We start from the raw sequence: 22,133 nt of genomic DNA, 5'->3' as shown, positions 1-22,133 counted from the left end.
CCGCGATCCCCGCCCAGCTGTGAGATCGCGGAGACCGCTATCGCCCCACGTTAGCGCCGGACAGCTTGCGGTGATCCCAGGAGACGGCGCGGGACGGCTCGACGACGAAGGCGACCCGCTTGCGGCCGGTGTGCGCGACGTACTCCCGGAGCGGCTCGACGTCCGCCTCTGGTGCCGTCATACCGGTCATCCGCCGGGTGACGTCCATGCCGACCTCCAGGACGACCGAAGGGTCGTCGATGAGCCGGGCCGTACCGTAGATCATCACACCGCGCAGCTCGAAGTAGTCGTCGCCCGCTTCGATCAGGCAGGTGACCCGGGGGTCGCGCTCGATGTTGCGGGTCTTCTGGGCTTTGCCGTACGTCCAGAAGGTGATTTTCCCGTCGCGGAGGCCGTAGAACATCGTGACCATGTGCGGCGTGCCGTCGGGATTGATCGTGCCGAGCTGGAGCTTGCGGGCGTCCCGCAGGAAACCGGCGATCTCCGCCTCGTCCATCGTGATGCCGGCGCGCTGGTTCGCTTGGTTCACGCTGCAAAGTAGAACACGTTCCATAAGGCCCGGCAAGGGGCGAGTGGAATCTTGTTCCGGTGGCCGGGCGGTAGCCGTTCCCGGATAAAGTTCGACCTCGGCAGGCGGCCGCCGCCGGCCGTACGGACTCGGGTGCAGAGGGAGATCATGACCGTCACGATGCCCGCGGACCTCCGCCGCTTCGCCGAGCGGGCCAGAGGCTTCATGCCGCCGGACGAGGGGCTCGCGCTGTTCGAGGTCGCCTGTGAGTACGGCTCTCGCGGCCCCATCTGCGAGATCGGCACATACTGCGGCAAGTCGGCCATCTACCTCGGCGCGGGAGCGCGGCAGTCGGGCTCGGTCGTGTTCACGGTCGATCACCACCGAGGCTCGGAGGAGATCCAGCCGGGCTGGGAGCATCACGACCCCGAGCTGATGGACCCGCGCTTCGGCCGGATGGACTCGCTGCCGTTCTTCCGCGAGACCATCGCCTCCGCCGGGCTGGAGGACGAGGTCATCGCCGTCGTGGGCGCTTCGGCGACGGTCGCCCGGTTCTGGAACGCCCCGCTCGCCGTCCTCTTCATCGACGGAGGCCACTCCGACGACCCGGTGACCAGGGACTACGAGGGATGGGCGCCCCACGTGATGGAAGGGGGAACGCTGGTGTTCCACGACATCTACCCCGACCCGGCCATGGGCGGCCAGGCCCCCTACCGCGTCTACCAGCGCGCGCTGGCCTCCGGAGCCTTCAAGGAGATCAGGACGGTCGGCTCCCTCCGCGTCCTCCAGCGCCCCTAGCGCCCTCCAGCGCATGATCATGCATAGGTTCCGCGGTGTGCCGTACGACCTGCGGCTCGGCCGTACGTGATCATGAAGCTCAGGCTCAGGCCCGGGCGCGCTCGCAGCCGCATTCGCCGGTGATGCGGACCTGGACACGCCCGGCCTCGCGGAAGATGCCGGACCCGGGCGTGGCCTCGGCCAGGGCGTCGGCCGCCAGGATCACCGCGGCGGCCGTGTACCCCGACCGCTCGTGCGGGAAGTGCTTCTCGTTCGCGAACTGCCAGCCGGTCCAGTAGGAGCCGTCCTCGTGCCGCAGGTGCTGCATGTCCGCGAACACCGCCAGGGCCCGCTCCCGGTCCCCGGCCGCGTCGAGGGCGAGCGCCAGCTCGCAGGACTCGGCCCCCGTGACCCACGGCTGGTCCGACACGCATCGGACGCCGAGCCCGGGCACGACGAAGGTGTCCCATTCCAGGTCGAACCGCCGGCTCGCCTCCGGGCCGCGTACGGCTCCGCCGAGGATCGGGTAGTACCAGTCCATCGAGAAGCGGCTCTTGTCCGCGAACGCCTCCGGATGGGCCGACAGGACGTGTCCGAGCTGGTCGGCGGCGAGCTCCCAGTCGGGCTGCGGGTCGCCCAGCCGTTCGGCGAGCAGGACTCCGCTGCGCAGCCCCTGGTAGATCGACGACGAGCCGGTGAGCAGGGCGTACGCCGCAGGCTCGCCGCCGGCGTCGCGCTCCCAGGCGATTTCGCCACGGGTCGTCTGGAGGCCGACGACGAAGTCGAGCGCCTTGGCCACCGTCGGCCACATCGCGCGGGCGAAGCCCTCGTCACCCGTCACGAGCAGGTCGTGCCAGACCCCGACGGCGACGTAGGCGGCGTGGTTGGACTCGCCGTTCGGCTCGGTGGGCTCGCCGCCGACGAGCTTCATCGGCCACGATCCGTCCGGCCGCTGGTGCCGGACCAGCCAGTCGTAGCCCCTGCGCGCCTCTACGCGGAGCCCGGCCACGGTCATGGCCATGAGGCACTCGACGTGGTTCCAGGCGTCCACGTGCCCTTCGGGCCACGGCACGCCGCCCTCCGCGTCCTGGATCGCCGCGATGCTCCGCGCCGTCTGGATCACCTGCTCGGCGGTGATGATCCCCGGTACGGCGGGGACCCCCGTCATGCGGGTTTCCGGACGTAGACCACCACACTCTTCCCGATCAGAGGGTTCAGTACGGCTTCCGCGATCCGGGTGGCGGCGGGGCGCTTCATGATGTCCCACACCAGGAGCTCGTGATAGGCCTTGGCCAGCGGGTGGTCGTCGTTGTTGACGCCCACCGCGCACTTGATCCACCAGTACGGCGAGTGCAGGCCGTGGGCGTGGTGGTGGGGGCCCACCTCCAGGCCGGAGGACTTGAGCTTGGCCTCCAGCTCGGCCAGCGTGTAGATGCGGATATGTCCGCCGGGGGCGGTGTGGTAGTCCTCGGACAGGGCCCAGCAGATGCGCTCGGGCAGGAAGCTCGGGACCGTGATGGCGGCCCGGCCGCCCGGCTTCAGCACCCGGACGATCTCCCGCATCGCGGCCATGTCGTCGGGGATGTGCTCCAGGACCTCGGCGGCGATCACCCGGTCGAAGGAGGCGTCGGGGAACGGCATGTCGAGCGCGTCGCCGACCACGGTCTCCCCGGAGGCCCCGTCAGGGATCTGGCCTTCCTTGTCCATGGCCGCGAACATGGACGCCACGCCTTCGAGCTCGGCGGCGTCCATGTCGAAGGCGACCACGTCGGCGCCCCGGCGCAGCACTTCGAAGGCATGCCTGCCACCGCCGGCGCCGAGGTCCAGAACGCGGTCTCCTCGCCCGACGGGCAGCCGGTTGAAGTCGACGGTCAGCACTCACGCCACCTTTCCATGATCGTGCGGGTTTGCCGTGCGGGAGCCGTACGGCGCCGGGGAGGGTGGGGTCACCGGGCGGGGGCTGTGCGGGTGGGCGCCGTGCGGGCGGCGATGGCCTCGCGGTACGCGTCCACGGTGCGCTGGGCGACGACGGGCCACGCGTAGCGCTCCATCACACGGTCGTAGCCCCTGCGGCCGACCGCCGCGCGCTCCTCGGGGGAGTCGAGCAGGCGGCGCAGGGCCGCGGCGAGCTCCTCCGGGTCGCCCGGCGCGACCTGGACGGCGGCGTCGCCGACCACCTCCGGCAGCGCGCCCGTCCTGGAGGCGACGAGCGGCGTGCCGCAGGCCATGTGCTCCACGGCGGGCAGCGAGAAGCCCTCGTAGAGCGAGGGAACGACCGACACCTCCGAGGTGGCGATCAGCTCGGCGAGTTCCTCGTCCGAGATGCCGTGGACGAATTTCACGTGGTCGTGCAGTGAGAGCTCCGCGACGAGCTTCTCGGTGGGCCCTCCCGGCGTGGGCTTGCTGACCACGGTCAGGTTGACGTCCCGTTCGGTGGCTAGCTTGGCGACCGCCCGCAGGAGCGTCGCGACGCCCTTCATCGGGGAGTCGGCGCTGGCCACGGCCACGATCGAGCTCTCGCGCTTGGGCAGGTGGGGCCGCGGGTGGAAGAAGCGGGTGTCGACGCCGAGCGGGATCAGCCGCATGTTCGACTGGGGGACGTTGAAGTCGCGGTGGATGTCGGCCAGGGACGACTCGCTGACCGTGAGGATCGGGTTGAGCCTGGGGGCGACGATGCTCTGCATGCGCACGAACCCGTACCAGCGGCGCATCGAGAGCCTCTTCCAGCCCTTGGCGGCCTTCAGCTCGATCCGCCGGTCAACGCTGATCGGGTGGTGGATCGTCCCCACGACGGGGAAGAGCTTCTGGATGCCCAGCACGCCGTAGCCGAGGGTCTGGTTGTCCTGGACGACGTCGAAGTCGCCCTGCCGCTTCTTGAGCTCGCGGTAGGCCCGCAGGCTGAAGGTGAGCGGCTCGGGGAAGCCGGCCGTCCACATCGTGGCGACTTCCAGGGCGTCGATCCAGTCGCGGTATTCGCCCAGCTTGGGCGTCCGGAACGGGTCGTCGTCGTTGTACAGGTCGAGGCTCGGGACCTTGTTGAGGATGACGCCCTCGTCGAGTTCCGGGTACGGCTGGCCGGAGAAGACCTCCACGTGGTGCCCGAGGGCCACCAGCTCACGGCTGATGTGGCGCAGATACACCCCCTGGCCGCCGCAGGTGGGCTTGCTGCGATAGGACAGCAGCGCGACTCGCAGCCTCTCCGCCAAGGGGTACCCCTTCCCAGCTGTGCCCCCCGAGGGGCTGCCACCGAACCCTACCATTTGACCTTAGAGGGGGCAGATAAGGTGAAATTGTCACTCGCCTTGCCCGCACCATGCCGGAACTGCGACGTTAGCTTACCTGAACGTCGTTCGGTGTAACACGTTCTATCTAGCGTGGTCGGGTGATAGCGCCCGGACATAAGCAGGGCGGTACATTCGCCTCTCACAGACCAAAGTTGGGCACAGCGAGGAGGACCCGTTGGCCAGACGTGCGCTGCTCACCGGCATCACCGGTCAGGACGGCTCCTATCTCGCGGAGCATCTGCTCAGCGAGGGCTACGAGGTCTGGGGGCTCGTCCGCGGCCAGGCCAACCCGCGGGTGTCGCGCGTACGGAAGCTCCTCCAGGACGTCCAGCTCGTGCGGGGCGACCTGCTCGACCAGGGCTCGCTGATCTCGGCCGTCGAGAAGGTGCAGCCCGACGAGGTCTACAACCTGGGCGCCATCTCGTTCGTCCCGATGTCGTGGGAGCAGGCGGAGCTGACGGCCGAGGTCACCGGGATGGGCGTGCTCCGCATGCTGGAGGCGATCCGGGTGTGCTCCGGGATCACGGCCTCGCGGGGGTCGGCCTCCGGACAGATCCGCTTTTATCAGGCTTCGTCCTCGGAGATGTTCGGCCAGGTGAGGGAGACCCCGCAGACCGAGCGGACCCCCTTCCACCCCCGCTCGCCGTACGGCGTGGCCAAGGCGTACGGGCATTTCCTGACGCAGAACTACCGCGAGTCCTACGGGATGTACGCGGTGTCGGGCATCCTGTTCAACCACGAGTCGCCCCGCCGGGGAGCGGAGTTCGTCACCCGCAAGGTCACGCTGGGGGTGGCGCGGATCAAGCTCGGCATGGCGACCGAGCTGCGCCTCGGCAACCTGGAGGCCCGCCGGGACTGGGGCTACGCGGGGGACTTCGTCAAGGCCATGCACCTCATGCTGCGCGCCGCCGAGCCGGAGGACTACGTGATCGGCACAGGGCGGACGCAGTCCGTACGCGAACTGGTCGAGGCCGCCTTCGGCGCGGCGGGTCTGGACTGGGAGCGGTACGTCGTCTGCGACCAGGCGTTACACCGCCCGGCGGAGGTCGATCTGCTGTGCGCCGACCCGAAGAAGGCGCGGACGCAGCTCGGCTGGGAGCCCACGGTGTCGTTCGAGGAGCTCGTCGCCATGATGGTGGAGGCCGACCTGCGCCTCCTCGCCGGCGGGGGAGACCCCGACCAGGACTCCTCCTGGCCCTAACCCCCACCCGCCGTGATCATGCATGCGTTCCTGGGGATGCCCGTGGCGTGCCCCCCGTCCCAGCGTGATCATGCAAGGGTTCCTTTGGGTTATCCGTGATGTGCATCCCAATCCAGCGTGATCATGCGCAGGTTCCTGTCCATGCGGCCGGACAAGGCCCCGGGCATCGTGCTCCTCAGGAGGACGGTCTCGGTTCACGTGTACGTTCCCCCGCCCCCAGTGTGAAATGCATGATCACAACGGAAGTAGGCGGTGGTGGGAGCGCCTTCCGGGAGGCCGTACATGATCACGGCAGCGGTCGGCGCAGGCGGGAACGCTTCCTGGGAACCTGTGCATGATCACGCCGGGGTGGGGCGCAGGTCATGGGCGGTTCCCGGGAAACCCTGCATGATCACGCCGACAGGGTGACGGGGAGGGTTTTGATGCCGTTGATGAAGTTGGAGCGCAGCCGGGTGGCGTCGCCGGTTTGGCGGATGCCGGGGAGGCGCTCCGCCAGGACCTCGAAGAGGACCCGCAGCTCCAGTTTGGCCAGGTGGTTGCCCAGGCAGAAGTGGGCGCCGCCGCCGCCGAAGCCGATGTGCGGGTTGGGGTCACGCCCGATGTCGAAGACGTCCGGCGAGGCGAAGACGTCCGCGTCCCGGTTGGCCGAGGCGTAGAACACGACGACCTTGTCGCCCTTGGCGATCTTCGCGCCCCTGATCGCCGTGTCGGCCGTGGCCGTACGGCGGAAGAGGTTGACGGGCGACACCCATCGGACGATTTCGTCGGCCGCCGTGCGGGCGAGCGCCGGATTCTCGACCAGCCTCGCCCACTGCTCGGGATGCTCGAAGAGGGCGAGCATGCCGCCGGACGCCGCGTTCCTGGTGGTCTCGTTGCCCGCGACGACGAGCAGCAGGACGAACAGGTCGAACTCGTCCTCCGCCAGCACCTCGCCGTTGTCGGCCGGCTGGATGAGCTTGGAGACGATGTCGTCCCTCGGCTGCTCCCTGCGCGCGGCGGCGAGGGCGTTGGCGTACGCGTAGACCTCGGCGGCCGCGACCGCGCCCTCCTCCGGGCTGGTGGCGTAGTCCGGATCCTCGCTGCCGATCATCCGGTTGGACCACTCGAAGATCTTGTCCCGGTCCTCGACCGGCGCGCCGAGCAGCTCGCAGATGACGTACAGCGGCAGCGGCGCCGCGATGTCCGTGACGAAGTCGACTTCAGCGATCTCAGAAGTCGGCATGAGATTGCGTGACACAGCGATCTCAGAAGCCGGCGTGAGATCGCGAGACAACGCGAACTTGCGCTGCGCCTCGTCGACGAGCTGGTGGCAGATGTCCCGGATGTGCTCCTCGAGCTGACCGATCGCGCGGGGCGTGAAGCCGCGGTTGACCAGGGACCGCCGCCGGGTGTGCTCCGGGGGGTCCTGGTTGAGCATCATGAGCCGCTGGAGGTCGCGCTGCTCCTCCGGCATCTCGTTGAACAGCGCGAGCCGTCGCGCCGACGAGAACAGGTCCGAGTGACGGGACACGTGGACGACGTCCTCGTGCTTGGTGATCGCCCAGAAGCCGGGCCAGCCGCGCTCGGCGTCGCCCTCGTGCCAGAAGACCGGGGCGTTGTCCCGGAGCCATCGAAGCTGGTCGTGCGGGACACCTTGGCTGGCGTAATCGTCCTGGTCGACGAGGTCGATGTGCATGGGACCACCTAATTGCGTTCGGCTGCCGTTGTCGAGGGCGATTCCCGGCCCATGACGGTGAGATATCCGTTTGATCAAGCGCTTGTTCGCTGACTCTTTCTGAAACGTGTTCTATTACGGCCCCGCCTGCCCGTCAAGGCGGGCTCTCTGGTAACCATGACGTAACCTCAGGCGTTTTCAGTCACCCTCGGTCGTCATCGCAGGTCATCCGATGTTTTTACGCTTGCGGGCTTGACATCCCCCTCACCTCCCACGAATCTTCTCTTGGAGAAAACATCGGATGTATAGGGGGCCTTGTGAAGCTGCTTCGGGTTGGATCCAAGGATGCCGAGCGCCCGGCGGTGCTCGACGGCGAGGGTCGTCTGCGCGACCTGACCGGCGTCCTGAACGGAGCGGATCTCGACGGGCGGTTCCTGGCCGGCGATGGGGTGGAACGTGTGCGTGCCGCCCTCGCCGATGACGACCTGCCCGTCCTGGACGCCGAAGGGCTGCGGATCGGGGCGCCCGTCGCGCGCCCGGGAAAGGTCGTGTGCATCGGTCTCAACTACCGCGACCACGCCGCCGAGTCCGGTGCGGCGATCCCGGACGAGCCGGTCGTCTTCATGAAGGCGTCCAACACAGTCGTCGGACCTTTTGACGACGTCCTCGTTCCACGGAAAAGCGAGAAGACCGACTGGGAGGTCGAGCTCGCCGTGGTGATCGGCAAGACCGCCCGCTACCTGGAGTCCCATGAGGACGCGCTGTCCGTGATCGCAGGTTATGCCATCTCGAACGACGTCTCCGAGCGCGAGTTCCAGCTGGAGCGCGGCGGCCAGTGGGACAAGGGCAAGTCGTGCGAGACCTTCAACCCGCTCGGTCCGTGGCTGGTGACGGCCGACGAGGTCCCGAACCCCCAGAGCCTGGGCCTGCGGTTGTGGGTCAACGGCGAGCTCCGTCAGAACGGCGACACCAAGGACATGGTCTTCGAGGTGGCCGAGATCATCCGTTATCTGAGCTGGTTCATGGTTCTGGACCCGGGAGACGTGATCAACACCGGGACCCCGGCTGGGGTGGCGCTGGGCATTCCCGGCCAGCCGTACCTGCGGAAGGGCGACGTCATGGAGCTTGAGATCGACGGCCTCGGCCGGCAGCGCCAGACGGTTGGCCAGGCATGACGGCGGAGCAGGTCACGTCGAGAGAGTCCTCCGTGATCACGGCGATGGATACCTACGACATCCGGTTCCCGACGTCGGTCGAGCTCGACGGCTCCGACGCGATGAACCCGGACCCGGACTACTCGGCGGCCTACCTGGTAATCCGCGACGGTGAGCACGAGGGCCACGGCTTCGCCTTCACCATCGGCCGGGGCAACGACATCCAGACCGCCGCCATCAAGGCGCTGGAGCCGTACGTCGTGGGCAGGTCCACCGAGGATATCGGCGCGGTGTACCGCGAGATGGTCTACGACTCCCAGCTCCGCTGGCTCGGCCCGGAGAAGGGCGTCATGCACATGGCGATCTCCGCGGTCGTCAACGCCCTGTGGGACCTCAAGGCCAAGAAAGAGGGCAAGCCGGTCTGGCTGCTCCTGAGCGAGATGTCCCCCGAGGAGATCGTCGACCTCGTCGACTTCCGGTACATCACCGACGCCATCACGCCCGAGGAGGCCCTGGCCATCCTCCGCGCGGCCGAACCCGGCAGGCAGGAGCGGATCGCCCGGCTCAAGGAGCATGGCTTTCCCGCGTACACCACCTCGCCGGGCTGGCTCGGCTACAGCGACGACAAGCTGCGCCGCCTGTGCAAAGAGGCCATCCAGGACGGCTTCACGCAGATCAAACTCAAGGTGGGCGCCGACCTCGACGACGACATCCGGCGTATGCGCATCGCCCGTGAGGTCTGCGGCGACGACATCCGGATCGCCGTCGACGCCAACCAGCGCTGGGACGTCGGCGCGGCTGTCGCCTGGGTGAACGCGCTCGCCGAGTTCGAGCCGTGGTGGGTCGAGGAGCCCACCAGCCCCGACGACGTGCTCGGACACGCGACCATCGCGCGGGAGGTCGCGCCCATCAAGGTCGCGACCGGGGAGCACGTGCAGAACCGGGTGGTCTTCAAGCAACTGCTGCAGGCGGGGGCCGTCTCCTATCTCCAACTCGACGCCGCCCGCGTCGCCGGAGTGAACGAGAACATCGCGATCCTGCTGCTCGCGGCCAAGTTCGGCGTGCCGGTCTGCCCGCACGCCGGCGGCGTGGGCCTGTGCGAGCTGGTCCAGCACCTGGCGATGTTCGACTACGTGGCCGTGAGCGCCTCCATGGAGGACCGGATCATCGAGTACGTCGACCACCTCCACGAGCACTTCGCCGACCCCGTCGTGATCAGGGACGGCGCCTACCAGGCGCCGCTCGCCCCCGGCTTCAGCGCCACCATGTACCCCGAGTCCATCGCGGCCTACTCTTACCCCGACGGACCGGTCTGGAGATCCTCATGAGCTGTCCGACCCCCCTCACCCGCAAGAAATGAGTGACCGATGAGCGCGGAATTCGACGGCCTTGCCGCACTCGTGACCGGCGGCGGTTCCGGAATCGGGCTCGCCACGGCGACTCTGCTCGCCGAGCGCGGCGCCCGCGTCGCCTGCCTCGACATCAACCCGCCCGGCGAGCCGTTCCTCGGCCTCAAAGCCGACGTCAGCGACGACTCCTCGGTCCGTACGGCTGTCGCCGCGGCGGCCGAGCACTTCGGCGGGATCGACATCGTCATCAACAACGCCGGGATCGGAGCCGCCGGGACCGTCGCGGACAACCCCGACGACGAGTGGCTCCGGGTCCTCGACATCAACGTCGTGGGCATGGTCCGCGTGGCCAGGGCGGCCCTGCCGTACCTCCGGCAGTCGCAGCACGCGGCCATCGTCAACACCTGCTCGATCGCCGCGACGGCCGGGCTGCCGAACCGGGCGCTCTACAGTGCCTCCAAAGGGGCCGTACTGTCGTTGACCCTCGCTATGGCGGCAGATCACGTTCAGGACGGCATCCGGGTCAACTGCGTCAACCCGGGCACAGCGGACACCCCCTGGGTCGGCCGCCTGCTCGACGCCGCGCCGGACCCGGTCGCCGAGCGTGCCGCGCTCGAACAGCGCCAGCCGATGGGCCGGCTCGTGAGCGCGCAGGAGATCGCACACGCCATCGCGTACCTGGCCAGCCCGCTCGCCTCTGCCACCACCGGTACGGCTCTCGCCGTCGACGGCGGCATGCAGGGCCTGCGCCTGCGGCCCCGCTCGTCCTAGGTCGTCCTAGCAGAAAGCGCACCCATGCAAAGGATCGCTCTGCGCACCCGCGTCAAGGCGGGCAGCGAGGAGGAGTACGAGAAGGTCCACGCGGTCATTCCGGCCGACCTGGACGCCGCTCTTAGGGAGGGCGGCGTCCACACCTGGCGGATCTGGCGCGACGGCCTCGACCTCTTCCACTATGTGGAGGTGGAGGACTACGCCCGGCTGCAGGAGTTCCTGCGTGACCATCCCGCGGACCAGGCGTGGCAGGCACGGATCAACCCCCTCCTCGACGGCGACTTCGACCCCTCGTCCACCGGGCTTCACCAGGTATGGGAGCTTCCGTGAACCTGACCAGGCACGGTTTCGGAGCCGCGCCCATCGGAAACCTGTTCTCGGCCCTGACGGACGAGGAGGCGTTCGCGGCCGTGGACGCCGCCTGGGACTCCGGGATCAGGCTCTTCGACACCGCCCCTCACTACGGCCTCGGCCTGTCCGAGCGGCGGCTCGGGGCGGCGCTGCGGGAGCGGCCGCGCGAGGAATTCGTGGTGTCGACGAAGGTCGGCCGCCTGCTCGTGCCCAACTCGGACGGCAGCCGCGACGACCATGCCTTCCGTGACGACCAGGGCTTCGACGTGCCTGCCACCCACAAGCGGGTCTGGGACTTCTCCCGCGACGGCGTCCGCCGGTCGCTGGAGGAGTCCATGGAGCGCCTCGGCCTCGACACGATCGACATCGCCCTCATCCACGACCCGGACGACCACTGGAAGGAGGCCGTCTCCGAGGCGTACCCGGCCCTGGCCGAGCTCCGCGACCAGGGCGTGGTCAAGGCGATCGGCGCCGGGATGAACCAGTGGCAGATGCTCGCGGACTTCGTCAGGGAGACGGACATCGACGTCGTGCTGCTGGCCGGGCGCTACACGCTGCTCGACCAGTCGGGCGCGGCCGAGCTGCTCCCGCTGTGCGTGGAGCGCGGAGTGTCCGTCCTCGCCGGGGGAGTGTTCAACAGCGGCCTGCTGGCCACACACGATCCGAGTGGGACCTTCAACTACGCGCCGGCGCCTCCTGAGCTGCTCGAACGGGCCCGGGAGATGGCCAGGGTGTGCGAACGGCACGGCGTCACGCTTCCGCAGGCGGCGATGGCCTTCCCGCTCCGGCATCCGGCGGTGAAGTCGGTCGTCATCGGCATGCGATCGGCAGCCGAGGTCGAGCAGAACATGACCCTGGCCGCCCACCCCATCCCCGACGCCCTCTGGCCCGACCTCCTCCCCCCGGCGTGATCATGCACAGGGTCCCGGATGTGCCGTGTGGCCAGCCGCAACCTTGTGCGTGATCACGCACACTTTCCTGGATGTGCCCTCTGACCGCCTGCACCCCTCGTCGTGATCATGCACAGGCTCCCCGCCGAGCCGTTGACCGGCGCGCACTCTTTACGTGATCCTGAACTGGTTCCTCTTTCGCCCATCTGACCATGGAGATCCCCCATCGTGATCAGGCAATGGGGCGTACCGGGAGACTTGACGTGATCGACGCACACCACCATCTGTGGGACCCGTCTCGGCGGAAATATCCGTGGATGTCCGGTGACGCCCTGGCGCCGTTGCGGAAGCCGTACACGCTGGAGGACCTCCGGCGGGAGACGGCCGCGGCGGGTGTGAGCGGGACGGTGCTCGTGCAGACCGTCTCCGATTCGGACGAAACGGCCGAGTTCCTGAGCACGGCCGCGGCGTCGGACGGCCTGATCGCCGGGGTCGTCGGCTGGGTGGACCTCACCGCGTCCGACGTGGCCGACCAGGTGGCGAAGCTGCGCCTCCTGGTGGGCGGCGACCGGCTCGTCGGCTTCCGTCATCAGGTGCAGGACGAGGCCGACGCCGCCTGGATCGCCCGGCCCGACGTCCGCCGGGGGCTGCGTGCGATCTGCGACGCCGGCTTGGCCTATGACCTGCTCGTGCTGCTGCCGCAGCTTCCGGTGGCCCGCGCCGTGGCGCGGGAGACGCCCGACCTGAAGTTCGTGCTCGACCACGCCGCCAAGCCGCCCATCGCCTCCGGGGAGGTGGAGCCGTGGGCCAGCGAGATCAAGGAGATCGCCAAGCTGCCCAACGTGGCGTGCAAGCTGTCCGGCCTCGTCACCGAGGCGTCATGGACGTCATGGGAGACGCCGCAGATCTCGCCTTATGCCGCCCATGTCCTGGAGTGCTTCGGCCCTGACCGCGTGATGTTCGGCTCGGACTGGCCCGTCTGCGAACTCGCCGCGTCGTACGGCCGGGTAGTAGAGCTGGCTCGCGAGCTCACAGCCGACCTCTCCGAGCCCGAGCGCGCGCAGGTCTTCGGCTCCACCGCCCAGGAATGGTACGGCCTGCCCCGCGCCTGAGGCCGGCCCCCAGCCCAGGAGAAACATCACAAGTTCCGGGTGAGTGCTCTGCCGCGCTCACAGCGGGATGCTCATCCGGTGCCGGGCTGACAGAGTGCGACTGCCTCCCGCGCCGGCTACTCGCCTTTGCCGGCAATCAGGCGCCGGTGCGACTCCAGCAGCCCTTCCGGTAGATCGCTCGCGGCGAACCACTTCGCCTCCAGAATCTCAAGGGAGTCGATCTTCACGGTGCCGCTGACGAATTCGGCTTCATAGGCCACCTCCACCCGCAGCCGGTAGCCGCTTTTGAGCTGGACGAGTTCGCCGGGTCGAACGGCCAGCCCGGTCTCTTCGCGCACCTCCCGCACGACCGTGTCTTGGAAGGTCTCGCCTTTGATCGCGTAGCCCGTGGGCAGCCCCCACTGCCGGCCCTCCGGCCACAACCGATGCCTCAGCAACAGCACCCGCCCGTCCTCGTCTCGCACGATCCCCGTGACACCGACCATGAATTTCGCATGGAAGATCCACAGGATCCGCCACTGAAGCGACCCGCCGATGCTCCGCCACAGCCGGGCGATCAGGCTTTTCACAATGAATCCTCTGCTCTCTCATCGCGCCCTTGCCTTCCGAAGGGCCCCCGCAGCGAGAACGGCACCGTTAAGACGTTGAACGCCGTGCCTCACCATGGCGGAACACGCGCAGCCGTGCAACAAGATCGGTGCAGGCGGCGTTCATGGGAGTCCTCAGTTCTGTGGATAACTGGCGTTCTCCACAGAACTGAGTTCGGCGATGGGTGGCTGACATTCCGGATCGCATCCTGAGGCTCGATTTCCCATCGAGTGCGGGAGGAACAGTGATCTCATTCATCCTGGTTATCAATCTCGGCACCGCGGCCGTCGCCGGAGCAGCATTCACCGCGTCCTGGAGCGAGGAGGTGAAGCCGGGCCGAACGACGCCCGCTTCAGCGCCGAGCAGGCCGGCGCCAGGTGGACCCGTGCTGCCGACTGGAGCTCTGCGGGGTCGGGAGGAATTCGGCTGGGAGTGGCGCCAGTCGGAGCGCCCGGGGCGAGGAGAGCCGCAGGGGCAGGCCAGAAGTGTGAGGCCGCCCAGGGTTCTCACTGAGTGGTGGGCTCGCCCCGGCGGCCCGCCGCCCGACCGGCGAAGCAAGGCGGTGCAGGAGAAACGCTCCGGCGAGACGTCTTCGAGGCATAACACGACGAAGAGCACGGCGGAGAGGACCGCGCTGAGGACGCGGGGCGAGATCGCGGTCCAGGCGGCGGAGAGGTGGCTCGGCCTGCCGTACACCTGGGGTGGTGGCTCGCTGAGCGGGCCAAGCCGGGGGATCGGCAAAGGAGCGGGCCGAGTCGGGTTCGACTGCTCCGGCCTTGCCGTGGCGGCGTGGGCGAGGGCGGGAGTGAAGCTGGCTCACTACACGGGGACGCAGTTCCATCAGGGCCGTCGGGTGTCCCTCCATGGCGTACGGCCTGGCGACCTGCTGTTCTTCGGCGGTGGCCCTGGAGCTCCCGCCCACGTGGGGCTGTACGCCAAGAGCGGGATGATGATTCACGCGCCGAAAACGGGAGACGTCGTGCGCAAGGTCGACGTCCTGCACTCGGCCTTCTACCTGCAGACCTTCCGTGGCGCCGTACGCCCCGGCTGAGCGCACGCGGTCGCACTCATGGAGGCCCAGCGGCGAGTTCCGCATCGTCGCGCGCAGGGGCATGCGCGGCGGCATGTGGGCGGGATGTGGGCGGCATGTGCGGCGGCTCGCGCGCTGAGGAGGAGTCAGAGGGCTTGGCGGAGCCACTCCTCGACGCCTGCGACGTGGACGGTCGCCCAGGCCCTCGCCACCTCGGGCTGTCGGGCGGCGATCGCCTCATAGATGGCGACGTGCTGCTCCCGCGTCTTGCCGAGCGCGCCCTCCTGGGTGAGACCGCGCCACACCCGCGCCCTGGTGGTCGGCCCGGACAGGCTCTCTATCAGGGAGCACAGCACGGCGTTGCCCGAGCCCGCCGCGATCCGCTGGTGAAACTCGAGGTCGTTGGCCACGAGCTGCTCGACACTGGGCTCTGGGGGCAGCGAGTCCAGGATCTTGCGCAGGTCCTCGATGTCGGTGTCGCTCATCTGCGTCGCCGCCATCGCCGTCGCGGCAGGCTCCAGAATCCTTCTCACCTGGAAGAACTGCAGGACCGTGTCGTCCCGGTGGAAATCGACCACGAACGACAACGCGTCCAGAAGGAGGTGCGGCTCCAGGCTCGTGACATAGGTGCCGTCGCCTTGTCGTACGTCCAGGACATTGATCAAAGCGAGCGCCCGGACCGCCTCGCGGAGCGAATTACGGGACAGGCCCAGCCGCTCGGCCAGATCGGCCTCCTTGGGCAGCCGATCGCCCGGGGCCAGCTCTCCCGAGATGATCATGTCTTTGATTCTGTCGATAGCCGCGTCGGTAACTGCCACGCCATGCACCCCTTGGAGCCCCTACCGACAAGCGGTATGTCTCGTTTGTCCGGACTCTTAGACATCCGATGTCTAAGAGTCTATGACGAAGTGCGCCATCGCCTGCTCCAACCAGGGCCTATTCCTCCTGTAAAAAGGCAGGTTATCGCCACGGCGGCGGCGAAATGCCGTGCCGGATCGGGAAGTTGGCCGTGTGGCGGCCATCGGGGTCGAGCGGGACTCCGACGGAAGGGTTGGGGGAGAAGGCTCCGGTCTCCGGGCTTGGTCTGGGGACTTTGCGGGGCTTGTGGGGCTTGTGGGGGCTTGAGCTTGGGCGGGAGGGCTGAAATCAGGGGCCCTGGCTCGGATGAGCAGTTCAGGGGGAGGGCCGGGAAGATCGGCTCACGGTCTCCGGTTCCGTGCGGGGAGCGCGTGGGCCGCAGGCTCATCTACATCATCACTGTCAGACGCGTTCGAGGACGGTGGCGGTCGCCAGGGCTCCTCCGGCGCACATCGAGATGAGGGCGGTGGACGAGTTCGACCGCTCCAGTTCGTGCAGTGCCGTCGTGATCAGGCGCGAGCCGGTCGCCCCGACCGGGTGGCCAAGCGCGATGGCTCCGCCGTTCATGTTCACCCGGTCCATGTCCGGCTGGTGGGCCGACGCCCACGAGAGCACGACGGCCGCGAACGCCTCGTTCACCTCGAAGAGGTCGAGGTCGCCGATCGCCATCCCGGTCCGAGCGAGCACCTTCGCCGTCGCGTCCACCGGGCCGTCGAGGTGGTAGTACGGCTCGGCGCCGACGAGCGCCTGGGCGAGGATCCTGGCACGGGGACGCAGCCCGTGCTGAGCGGCCGCTTCCTCGCTCATCAGCAGCACCGCCGCGGCGCCGTCCGAGATCTGTGACGAGGTGCCCGCCGTGTGCAGGCCGTTCTCGCCCAGCACCGGCTTGAGCCTGGCGAGCCCCTCGGCCGTCGTCTCGCGCAGCCCCTGGTCCTTGGTCACCATGCGGCGCTCACCCGTCGGTGTGCCGTCCTCCCCGAGCACGGGAGCGACCACGGGCAGGATCTCGCGTTCGAACCGGCCGTCGGCCCATGCCTTGGCCGCGAGCTGCTGCGAGCGGGCACCGAAGGCGTCGAGCTGCTGACGTGTGATGCCGCGACGGCCCGCGATCCGCTCCGCGGCGGTGAACTGGTCCGGCAGGTCGATCGACCAGTCGTCGGGCTGAGGCTTGGCGGGGATGACGTTGCTGCCGAGCGGCTGACGGCTCATCACCTCGACGCCGCACGCGATGCCCACGTCGATGACGCCTGCCTGGATCAGCGCCGCGACCAGGTGCACGGCCTGCTGCGACGATCCGCACTGCGCGTCGATCGTCGTCACGCCCGTCTGGTACGGCAGGCCCGCGTACAGCCAGGCGTACCGGCCCACGTGGCCGCCCTGCTCTCCGGCCTGGGTGACGCAGCCGGCGAACACCTGTCCCACGGCCGAGGGGTCAATGCCGGATTTGTCCACCAAACCCTTCAGGGTGGCGCCCAGCAGGGCCCGCGGTTTGACGCCCGACAGCCAGCCGCCCTTCTTCCCGATCGGAGTGCGTACCGCCTCGACGATGACCGGCGTGCCCACGGGGACCTCCTGCGCTCAGAACCTTGTTCTGGCTCAGAATGTAACCCGTTCTACTTTCGAGCGGAAGAAGCCAGGTCCGGCGGGGGGACGATGTTCAACCGAGGAGAAACTCGACGCCCGCAGTCAGACGCCCGCAGTCAGAAGTCGGCGAGGAGGCGTGCGGCCGCGATCTCGATGCGCCGCTGGATCTGGTCGTAGGTCCGGCGGCCACGCAGCATCTCCAGCAGCTCGTGGACCCAGACGCTGGCGAGAGATCCGGCGAGGGCGAACTGCTCCTCCGAGGCGTCCTCGGCGGTCAGCCCCTCTCCGGCGACCCGCAGGAGGAGGCCGGCCATCCGGTCGCCGAAGGGCGTCTCCACCTCCGCCAGGATCAGCGAGCGGATGAGGGCGTCGGCGAGCTCCGGCTCGCGCATGAGACCACGAGTCGCCCGCATCAGGACGTCGACGCCCCGCCCGGCGGCCGTGGGGGCGCTCGGCGGCCGTCGCTCGATGCTCGACTCGAGCAGGTCGATCTCCTCGCCCACCACCGCCACGACGAGATCCATCTTCGACGGAAAATAGCGGTAGAGCGTGCCAAGGGCGACGCCCGCGCGCTCGGCCACCGTGCGCATCTGCATGGCCTCGACACCGCCACGTGAGGCGAGCGCGGCCGCCGCCTGAACGATGCGCTTGCGCCGCTGATGCTGACTCCGGGTCCGGACACCGGGGGCGGCGGCGGTTGAGATCGGATGGCTTTCCATGCTGGGCGCCCCCTCCGGAGGTGGCGTGAGGGCATCTGCGGAGGCATCTGAGACGGCATGCGGGGTACGCATAGGAACACGTTATCTGATTTCCGCGTGCCCGGCTTGGTTACTCACCAGTCACAAAGAACCGCGTCCATCCATGACTTTCGTGTTTCATCTGCGTGTCATGGGTGGTTCAAGAAGTTGCCCCCTAGACAGAGATTAGAATCCGTTCTACTTTGCGGTTCTGTCGACGTTTTGCGAGGAGGCGGGATTGGGAGGGGCGAGCGAGTCCGCACACTCTCCGATGACGCCCGCCGCCGCAGGGGGCGCGGAGGCGCTCGCGAAGACGGCCACGGAGACGGCCGCGGAGACACTGGCGGCGCTGATCGAGCGGCGGGGCGCGGACGACCGCCCCGGGCTGCTGTTCGAGGACCGCGTCTGGACGTGGCGGGAGTACGTCGCGCAGTGCCGCTCCCTGGCCACCTGGATGGCCGGCCGTGCGGCGGCCCTGGGTAAGGACACGCTTCACGTCGGGGTGCTTCTCGACAACGTTCCGGAGCTCGTGTTCCTGCTGGGCGCGGCCGCTCTGTCGGGCAACGTCCTCGTCGCGCTCAACACCACGCGCGCCGCGTCCGACCTGGCGCGGGACGCGCGCGCCACCCACGTCGACCTCCTCGTCGCCGAGGGCTCATACGCCGCCCTCGCGGACCAGATGGCGGCCGAACTCCATGTCCCGGTCGTTCCCGCCGACGCCGTACGGCGGCCCGAAGGGCGGTCCGCAGGGCCAAGGGCCGATGCCGTACGGCTCGACAGGGCGCACACGGGGCCAGGGGTTGATGCCGTCCGGGGGAACGCGCTGACGATGCTGATCTTCACGTCGGGCACCTCGGGGAGGCCGCGGGCGGTCAAGGTGACCCAGCGGAAGATCGCGGTGCCGGGCATGAGCCTGGCCGCCCTGCTCACGCCCGAGGACGTCGTCTACTGCTCCATGCCTCTTTTCCACTCTGGCGCGATCATGGCGGCGTACGCGCCGGCCGTCGCGTCGGGGGCCGCTCTGGTGCTGCGGCGCAGGTTCTCGGCCAGCGGCCTCATGCCGGACGTCAGGAAGTACGGCTGCACCTACCTCCACTACGTCGGCAAGGCCCTGTCCTACGTGCTGGCCACCCCTGAGCGCCCGGACGACCGGGACAACACGCTGAAAATCGCCTTCGGCAACGAGGGCAGCGCGATCGCCACCAGGCGCTTCGGGGAGCGCTTCGGGTGTCACGTGATCGACGCGTTCGGCTCCACGGAGACCGCGATCTCGATCTCGCCGGACCCCGCCGGGCCGCCGGGATGCCTGGGACGCCTGCCCGAGGGCGTCGAGATCCGCGACCCGCTGACCGGCAGGCCGTGTCCTCCTGCGGTCATCGAGGGCGGACGGCTCCTCAATGCCGAGGAGGCGATCGGCGAGCTGGTCAACACGGCCGGGGCCGGCCTGTTCGACGGCTACTACAACGATCCTGAGGCCGACGTCGAGCGTGTCCGCGACGGCGCCTTCTGGAGCGGCGATCTCGCGTACGCCGACAAGGAGGGATACGTCTTCTTCGCCGGGCGGGGCACCGAGCGGCTCCGCGTCGACGGGGAGAACCTCGCCGTCGCCCCCATCGAGGGTGTGATCAGGGAGTTCCCCGGGGTCGTGGAGGCCGCCGTCTATCCCGTGCCCGACGCGGCGGCAGGAGACCAGGTCATGGCCGCGCTCGTCCTCACGCCGGAGCCGGACACGCCGGAGCCGGACACGCCGGAGCGGGACGACTTCGACATCGCGTCGTTCTCCGCTTTTCTCGCACGCCGCGATGATCTGGGCGCCAAAGCCGTACCTAGATATATCCGGATCAGCACGGCACTTCCACAGACGCCGTCCAACAAGGTCATAAAACGCCGCCTCGCCTCCGAAGGATGGCGGGTCGGCGACCCCGTCTGGTGGCGGCCGCCCCGTGAGGACGGCTGGCGGCGGCTCACTCCGGAGGACACCACGGAGATCGCCAACGAGTTCGCCCGGCACGGCCGGCAACACCTTCTGGAGAGCTAGTGGACTTCAATCTGGACGAGACCCAGGCAGAGCTGCGCACGCTGGCATCCGGCGTGCTGGCTCGCGAGGCCACCCAGGCCAGGATCGACGCGCACGAGAAGAGCGACCGGCCGTACGACACCGGGACCTGGAAGGCGCTGGCCCAGGCGGGGCTGCTCGGCGTGTGCCTTCCCGAGGAGGCGGGTGGCGCGGGGCTGGGCGCGGTCGAGATGGCGGTGATCCTGCGGGAGGTGGGCGCGCACGTGGCGCCGGTCCCCGTGCTGTCCAGCCTGGTCGCCGCGCTCACCATCGCCCAGTACGGCACGGCGGCCCAGAAGGAGGCGCTCGCGCCGCTGGCCGAAGGGCAGATCGTGCTCACGTTCGCCCTCCGGGAGCCGGGCGCGGACCTCGCCGAGCCTCCCATGGCCACGGCGGTGGACGGCAGGATCACGGGCCGCAAGAGCATGGTCTCCTATGCCGCCGAGGCGGCGAAAATCCTCGTTCCGGCCCGCGTCGAGGGAGCCGGGGTCGGGCTCTTCCTGGTCGAGCCGGGGGCGGTGGCCGTACAGGACACGCCGCTCTCGACGGGGGAACCGGGCGCGGTGATCACCCTGGACGACGCTCCCGGCGAGCTCGTCGGCGAGCCGGACGGGCGGGCGTGGGAGTCGCTGCGGCTCCACGCGCTCGCGGGGATCACCGCCACCGCCTCGGGGGTCCTCGCGGGGGCGCTCAAGCTGACCACCGGCTACATCCGGACCCGAAGGCAGTTCGACCGGGCGCTGGCCGAGTTCCAGGCCGTGACCATGCAGATCGCCGACGTGTACATCGCGGGGAGGGCGCTCGACGTGGCCGTGTGGTCGGGCGCGTGGCGGCTCGCCGAAGGGCTGCCCGCCGAGGAGGACCTCGCCATCGCCGCCTACAACACCGCCGACGCCGCGCTGCGGGCGCTCTATACCTGCCAGCACCTGCACGGCGGCATCGGCCTCGACGTGACCTACCCGCTGCACCGCTACTTCGCCTGGGGCAAACACGCCGCCCACCTGCTGGGCGGCGCGGAGGCCCAGCTCGATCTGATCGGAGCGCTGGTCTGATGTTCATCGAACTGACGCGGGAGCAGCGACGGCTCCGCGACGAGCTGCGCGACTACTTCGCCGGCTGCCTGAGCGACGTGGACCGCGCGAAGATCGCCCAGGATCCGTTCGGGCACGCCTACATGGAGCACTGCCGCAGGCTCGGCCGGGACGGCAAGCTCGGCCTGGGCTGGCCGAAGGAGTACGGCGGGGGCGGATACGGCCCGCTGGAGCAGCAGATCTTCGCCAACGAGATCGCCAGGGCCGAGGTGCCCTACCCGATCATCACGCTGCAGACCGTGGGCCCCACCCTGATGCAGTACGGCACGGCCGGACAGAAGGAGTTCTTCCTGCCGCGCATCCTGGCGGGGGAGTGCCACTTCGCGATCGGATACAGCGAGCCGGAGGCGGGCACGGACCTGGCCTCGCTGCGGACGACGGCCGTCAGGGACGGCGACCACTACGTCGTCAACGGTCAGAAGATCTTCACATCCGGGGCGCACTACGCGCAGTACATCTGGCTGGCCGCCCGCACGGATCCGCAGGCGAAGAAGCACCGCGGGATCACCATGATGATCGTGAACTGCGACGATCCCGGCTACTCCTGGACACCCATCATCACGATGGACGGCCGGCACCACACCAACTCCACGTACTACTCCGACGTCCGCGTCCCGGTGGACATGGTCGTCGGCGAGGTGAACAAGGGCTGGGACCTCATCGTCAACCAGCTCAACCACGAGCGGGTGACCCTCGGCCCGGCGGGCAACATCGCGCACACCTACCTGCGGTTCGTCCGGTGGGCTAAGGACAAGCCCGGCCGGAACGGCAGGCCGCTCTACGACGAGCCGGCCGTACGGCGGGCGATCGCCCAGGTTTACGCGTACTTCCGGACGAACGAACTGCTCAACTGGCAGGTCGCCGCGAACATGGATCTCGGCTGGCTGGGGGCTCCCGACGCGTCGGCCACCAAGATCTACGGCTCCGAGCGGATGCAGGACGTCGGCCGGATCGTCGGCGACACGCTGGCCCGGTTCGGCGATCCGGGCGACGAGGAGACCTGTGACCTCATCGACCGCATCGACCACGGCGTCAAGGGCGCGATCGTGCTGACCTTCGGCGGCGGCGTCAACGAGGTGCAGCGCGAGCTCATCGCCATGCTCGGCCTCCAGCTCCCCAAGCCGCCGCGATGAGCCGT

The 22,133-nt window shown here is 68.9% G+C and carries 21 protein-coding genes; 12 read left to right on the top strand and 9 right to left on the bottom strand.

The window, feature by feature from the left end; genetic code table 11:
• Positions 1-37: 37 nt before the first annotated feature.
• Positions 38-529 (bottom strand): pyridoxamine 5'-phosphate oxidase family protein, encoded by a 492-nt coding sequence (locus tag ABH927_RS18690; protein ID WP_370023186.1) that lies wholly within the window; start codon positions 527-529, stop codon positions 38-40.
• A gap of 147 nt (positions 530-676) precedes the next feature.
• On the opposite strand from ABH927_RS18690, the gene ABH927_RS18685 reads away from it, so the two are divergent.
• Entirely contained in the window at positions 677-1,306 is a 630-nt protein-coding gene (locus ABH927_RS18685; RefSeq protein WP_370023184.1) for a class I SAM-dependent methyltransferase, read from the top strand.
• A gap of 85 nt (positions 1,307-1,391) precedes the next feature.
• On the opposite strand, the gene ABH927_RS18680 is transcribed toward ABH927_RS18685, so the two are convergent.
• The 3 genes from ABH927_RS18680 to ABH927_RS18670 form a co-directional block, all read right to left on the bottom strand.
• Entirely contained in the window at positions 1,392-2,453 is a 1,062-nt protein-coding gene (locus ABH927_RS18680) for a prenyltransferase (protein ID WP_370023182.1), read from the bottom strand.
• Complete coding sequence (locus ABH927_RS18675; RefSeq protein WP_370023180.1) at positions 2,450-3,163, bottom strand: class I SAM-dependent methyltransferase; 714 nt, start codon at positions 3,161-3,163, stop codon at positions 2,450-2,452. The genes ABH927_RS18680 and ABH927_RS18675 overlap by 4 nt, the downstream gene beginning before the upstream one ends.
• A 68-nt stretch (positions 3,164-3,231) precedes the next feature.
• A complete protein-coding gene (locus tag ABH927_RS18670; RefSeq protein WP_370023178.1) occupies positions 3,232-4,545 on the bottom strand; it encodes a glycosyltransferase family 4 protein in 1,314 nt (437 codons plus the stop codon).
• A 199-nt stretch (positions 4,546-4,744) separates the two neighbouring features.
• Here ABH927_RS18670 and ABH927_RS18665 point away from each other — a divergent pair, with 199 nt between their 5' ends.
• Entirely contained in the window at positions 4,745-5,770 is a 1,026-nt protein-coding gene (locus ABH927_RS18665; protein ID WP_370023176.1) for a GDP-mannose 4,6-dehydratase, read from the top strand.
• A gap of 391 nt (positions 5,771-6,161) precedes the next feature.
• Here ABH927_RS18665 and ABH927_RS18660 read toward each other — a convergent pair whose 3' ends face one another.
• A complete protein-coding gene (locus tag ABH927_RS18660) occupies positions 6,162-7,445 on the bottom strand; it encodes a cytochrome P450 (RefSeq protein WP_370023174.1) in 1,284 nt (427 codons plus the stop codon).
• Between the two features lie 296 nt (positions 7,446-7,741).
• On the opposite strand from ABH927_RS18660, the gene ABH927_RS18655 reads away from it, so the two are divergent.
• The 6 genes from ABH927_RS18655 (at position 7,742) to ABH927_RS18630 (ending at position 13,051) form a co-directional block, all read left to right on the top strand.
• Positions 7,742-8,599: a fumarylacetoacetate hydrolase family protein gene (locus ABH927_RS18655; protein ID WP_370023172.1), complete on the top strand. Its 858-nt coding sequence runs from the start codon at positions 7,742-7,744 to the stop codon at positions 8,597-8,599.
• Positions 8,596-9,906 (top strand): L-fuconate dehydratase, encoded by a 1,311-nt coding sequence (locus tag ABH927_RS18650; protein WP_370023170.1) that lies wholly within the window; start codon positions 8,596-8,598, stop codon positions 9,904-9,906. The genes ABH927_RS18655 and ABH927_RS18650 overlap by 4 nt, the downstream gene beginning before the upstream one ends.
• A 39-nt stretch (positions 9,907-9,945) precedes the next feature.
• Positions 9,946-10,698 carry an SDR family NAD(P)-dependent oxidoreductase gene (locus tag ABH927_RS18645; RefSeq protein ID WP_261584085.1) on the top strand — a complete coding sequence of 251 codons (753 nt, stop codon included), beginning with the start codon at positions 9,946-9,948 and terminating at the stop codon, positions 10,696-10,698.
• Positions 10,699-10,722: 24 nt separating this feature from the next.
• Entirely contained in the window at positions 10,723-11,028 is a 306-nt protein-coding gene (locus ABH927_RS18640) for an L-rhamnose mutarotase (RefSeq protein WP_370023168.1), read from the top strand.
• Positions 11,025-11,960 carry an aldo/keto reductase gene (locus ABH927_RS18635; protein ID WP_370023167.1) on the top strand — a complete coding sequence of 312 codons (936 nt, stop codon included), beginning with the start codon at positions 11,025-11,027 and terminating at the stop codon, positions 11,958-11,960. Before ABH927_RS18640 ends, ABH927_RS18635 begins: the two co-directional genes overlap by 4 nt.
• A gap of 242 nt (positions 11,961-12,202) precedes the next feature.
• Positions 12,203-13,051, top strand: a complete 849-nt coding sequence (locus tag ABH927_RS18630) for an amidohydrolase (RefSeq protein ID WP_370023165.1) — start codon at positions 12,203-12,205, stop codon at positions 13,049-13,051.
• 116 nt (positions 13,052-13,167) lie between these two features.
• Here the strand turns inward: ABH927_RS18630 and ABH927_RS18625 are convergent, their stop codons facing one another.
• Complete coding sequence (locus ABH927_RS18625; protein WP_370023163.1) at positions 13,168-13,620, bottom strand: NUDIX domain-containing protein; 453 nt, start codon at positions 13,618-13,620, stop codon at positions 13,168-13,170.
• A gap of 581 nt (positions 13,621-14,201) precedes the next feature.
• Here ABH927_RS18625 and ABH927_RS18620 point away from each other — a divergent pair.
• A complete protein-coding gene (locus ABH927_RS18620; RefSeq protein ID WP_370023161.1) occupies positions 14,202-14,690 on the top strand; it encodes an NlpC/P60 family protein in 489 nt (162 codons plus the stop codon).
• Between the two features lie 125 nt (positions 14,691-14,815).
• On the opposite strand, the gene ABH927_RS18615 is transcribed toward ABH927_RS18620, so the two are convergent.
• The 3 genes from ABH927_RS18615 to ABH927_RS18605 form a co-directional block, all read right to left on the bottom strand.
• Positions 14,816-15,487: a FadR/GntR family transcriptional regulator gene (locus ABH927_RS18615; RefSeq protein WP_370023160.1), complete on the bottom strand. Its 672-nt coding sequence runs from the start codon at positions 15,485-15,487 to the stop codon at positions 14,816-14,818.
• Positions 15,488-15,929: 442 nt separating this feature from the next.
• A complete protein-coding gene (locus ABH927_RS18610; protein ID WP_370023158.1) occupies positions 15,930-17,090 on the bottom strand; it encodes a steroid 3-ketoacyl-CoA thiolase in 1,161 nt (386 codons plus the stop codon).
• A 137-nt stretch (positions 17,091-17,227) separates the two neighbouring features.
• Entirely contained in the window at positions 17,228-17,830 is a 603-nt protein-coding gene (locus ABH927_RS18605; RefSeq protein WP_370023156.1) for a TetR family transcriptional regulator, read from the bottom strand.
• Positions 17,831-18,086: 256 nt separating this feature from the next.
• On the opposite strand from ABH927_RS18605, the gene ABH927_RS18600 reads away from it, so the two are divergent.
• Genes ABH927_RS18600 through ABH927_RS18590 form a run of 3 tightly spaced genes read left to right on the top strand, consistent with a single transcriptional unit; the run spans position 18,087 to position 22,128 of the window.
• A complete protein-coding gene (locus tag ABH927_RS18600) occupies positions 18,087-19,886 on the top strand; it encodes an AMP-binding protein (protein ID WP_370023155.1) in 1,800 nt (599 codons plus the stop codon).
• Positions 19,886-20,956, top strand: a complete 1,071-nt coding sequence (locus tag ABH927_RS18595) for an acyl-CoA dehydrogenase family protein (RefSeq protein ID WP_370023153.1) — start codon at positions 19,886-19,888, stop codon at positions 20,954-20,956. Before ABH927_RS18600 ends, ABH927_RS18595 begins: the two co-directional genes overlap by 1 nt.
• Positions 20,956-22,128: an acyl-CoA dehydrogenase family protein gene (locus ABH927_RS18590; protein WP_370023151.1), complete on the top strand. Its 1,173-nt coding sequence runs from the start codon at positions 20,956-20,958 to the stop codon at positions 22,126-22,128. The genes ABH927_RS18595 and ABH927_RS18590 overlap by 1 nt, the downstream gene beginning before the upstream one ends.
• The last annotated feature ends 5 nt before the right edge of the window (positions 22,129-22,133 follow it).

The sequence above is a fragment of the Planotetraspora sp. GP83 genome, assembly GCF_041262585.1.
GTDB lineage: Bacteria > Actinomycetota > Actinomycetes > Streptosporangiales > Streptosporangiaceae > JAOEGB01.
Note: the sequence above shows the minus strand (reverse complement) of the source record. Positions and strands in the feature narration are given on the sequence as shown.

Bases quoted from the DNA above. Each gene is read 5' to 3' on its own strand.
- ABH927_RS18670 (WP_370023178.1), bottom strand. From the start codon at position 4,545: ATGGTAGGGTTCGGTGGCAGCCCCTCGGGGGGCACAGCTGGGAAGGGG.
- ABH927_RS18645 (WP_261584085.1), top strand. From the start codon at position 9,946: ATGAGCGCGGAATTCGACGGCCTTGCCGCACTCGTGACCGGCGGCGGT.
- ABH927_RS18605 (WP_370023156.1), bottom strand. From the start codon at position 17,830: ATGGAAAGCCATCCGATCTCAACCGCCGCCGCCCCCGGTGTCCGGACC.
- ABH927_RS18685 (WP_370023184.1), top strand. From the start codon at position 677: ATGACCGTCACGATGCCCGCGGACCTCCGCCGCTTCGCCGAGCGGGCC.
- ABH927_RS18650 (WP_370023170.1), top strand. From the start codon at position 8,596: ATGACGGCGGAGCAGGTCACGTCGAGAGAGTCCTCCGTGATCACGGCG.
- ABH927_RS18660 (WP_370023174.1), bottom strand. From the start codon at position 7,445: ATGCACATCGACCTCGTCGACCAGGACGATTACGCCAGCCAAGGTGTC.
- ABH927_RS18680 (WP_370023182.1), bottom strand. From the start codon at position 2,453: ATGACGGGGGTCCCCGCCGTACCGGGGATCATCACCGCCGAGCAGGTG.
- ABH927_RS18640 (WP_370023168.1), top strand. From the start codon at position 10,723: ATGCAAAGGATCGCTCTGCGCACCCGCGTCAAGGCGGGCAGCGAGGAG.
- ABH927_RS18590 (WP_370023151.1), top strand. From the start codon at position 20,956: ATGTTCATCGAACTGACGCGGGAGCAGCGACGGCTCCGCGACGAGCTG.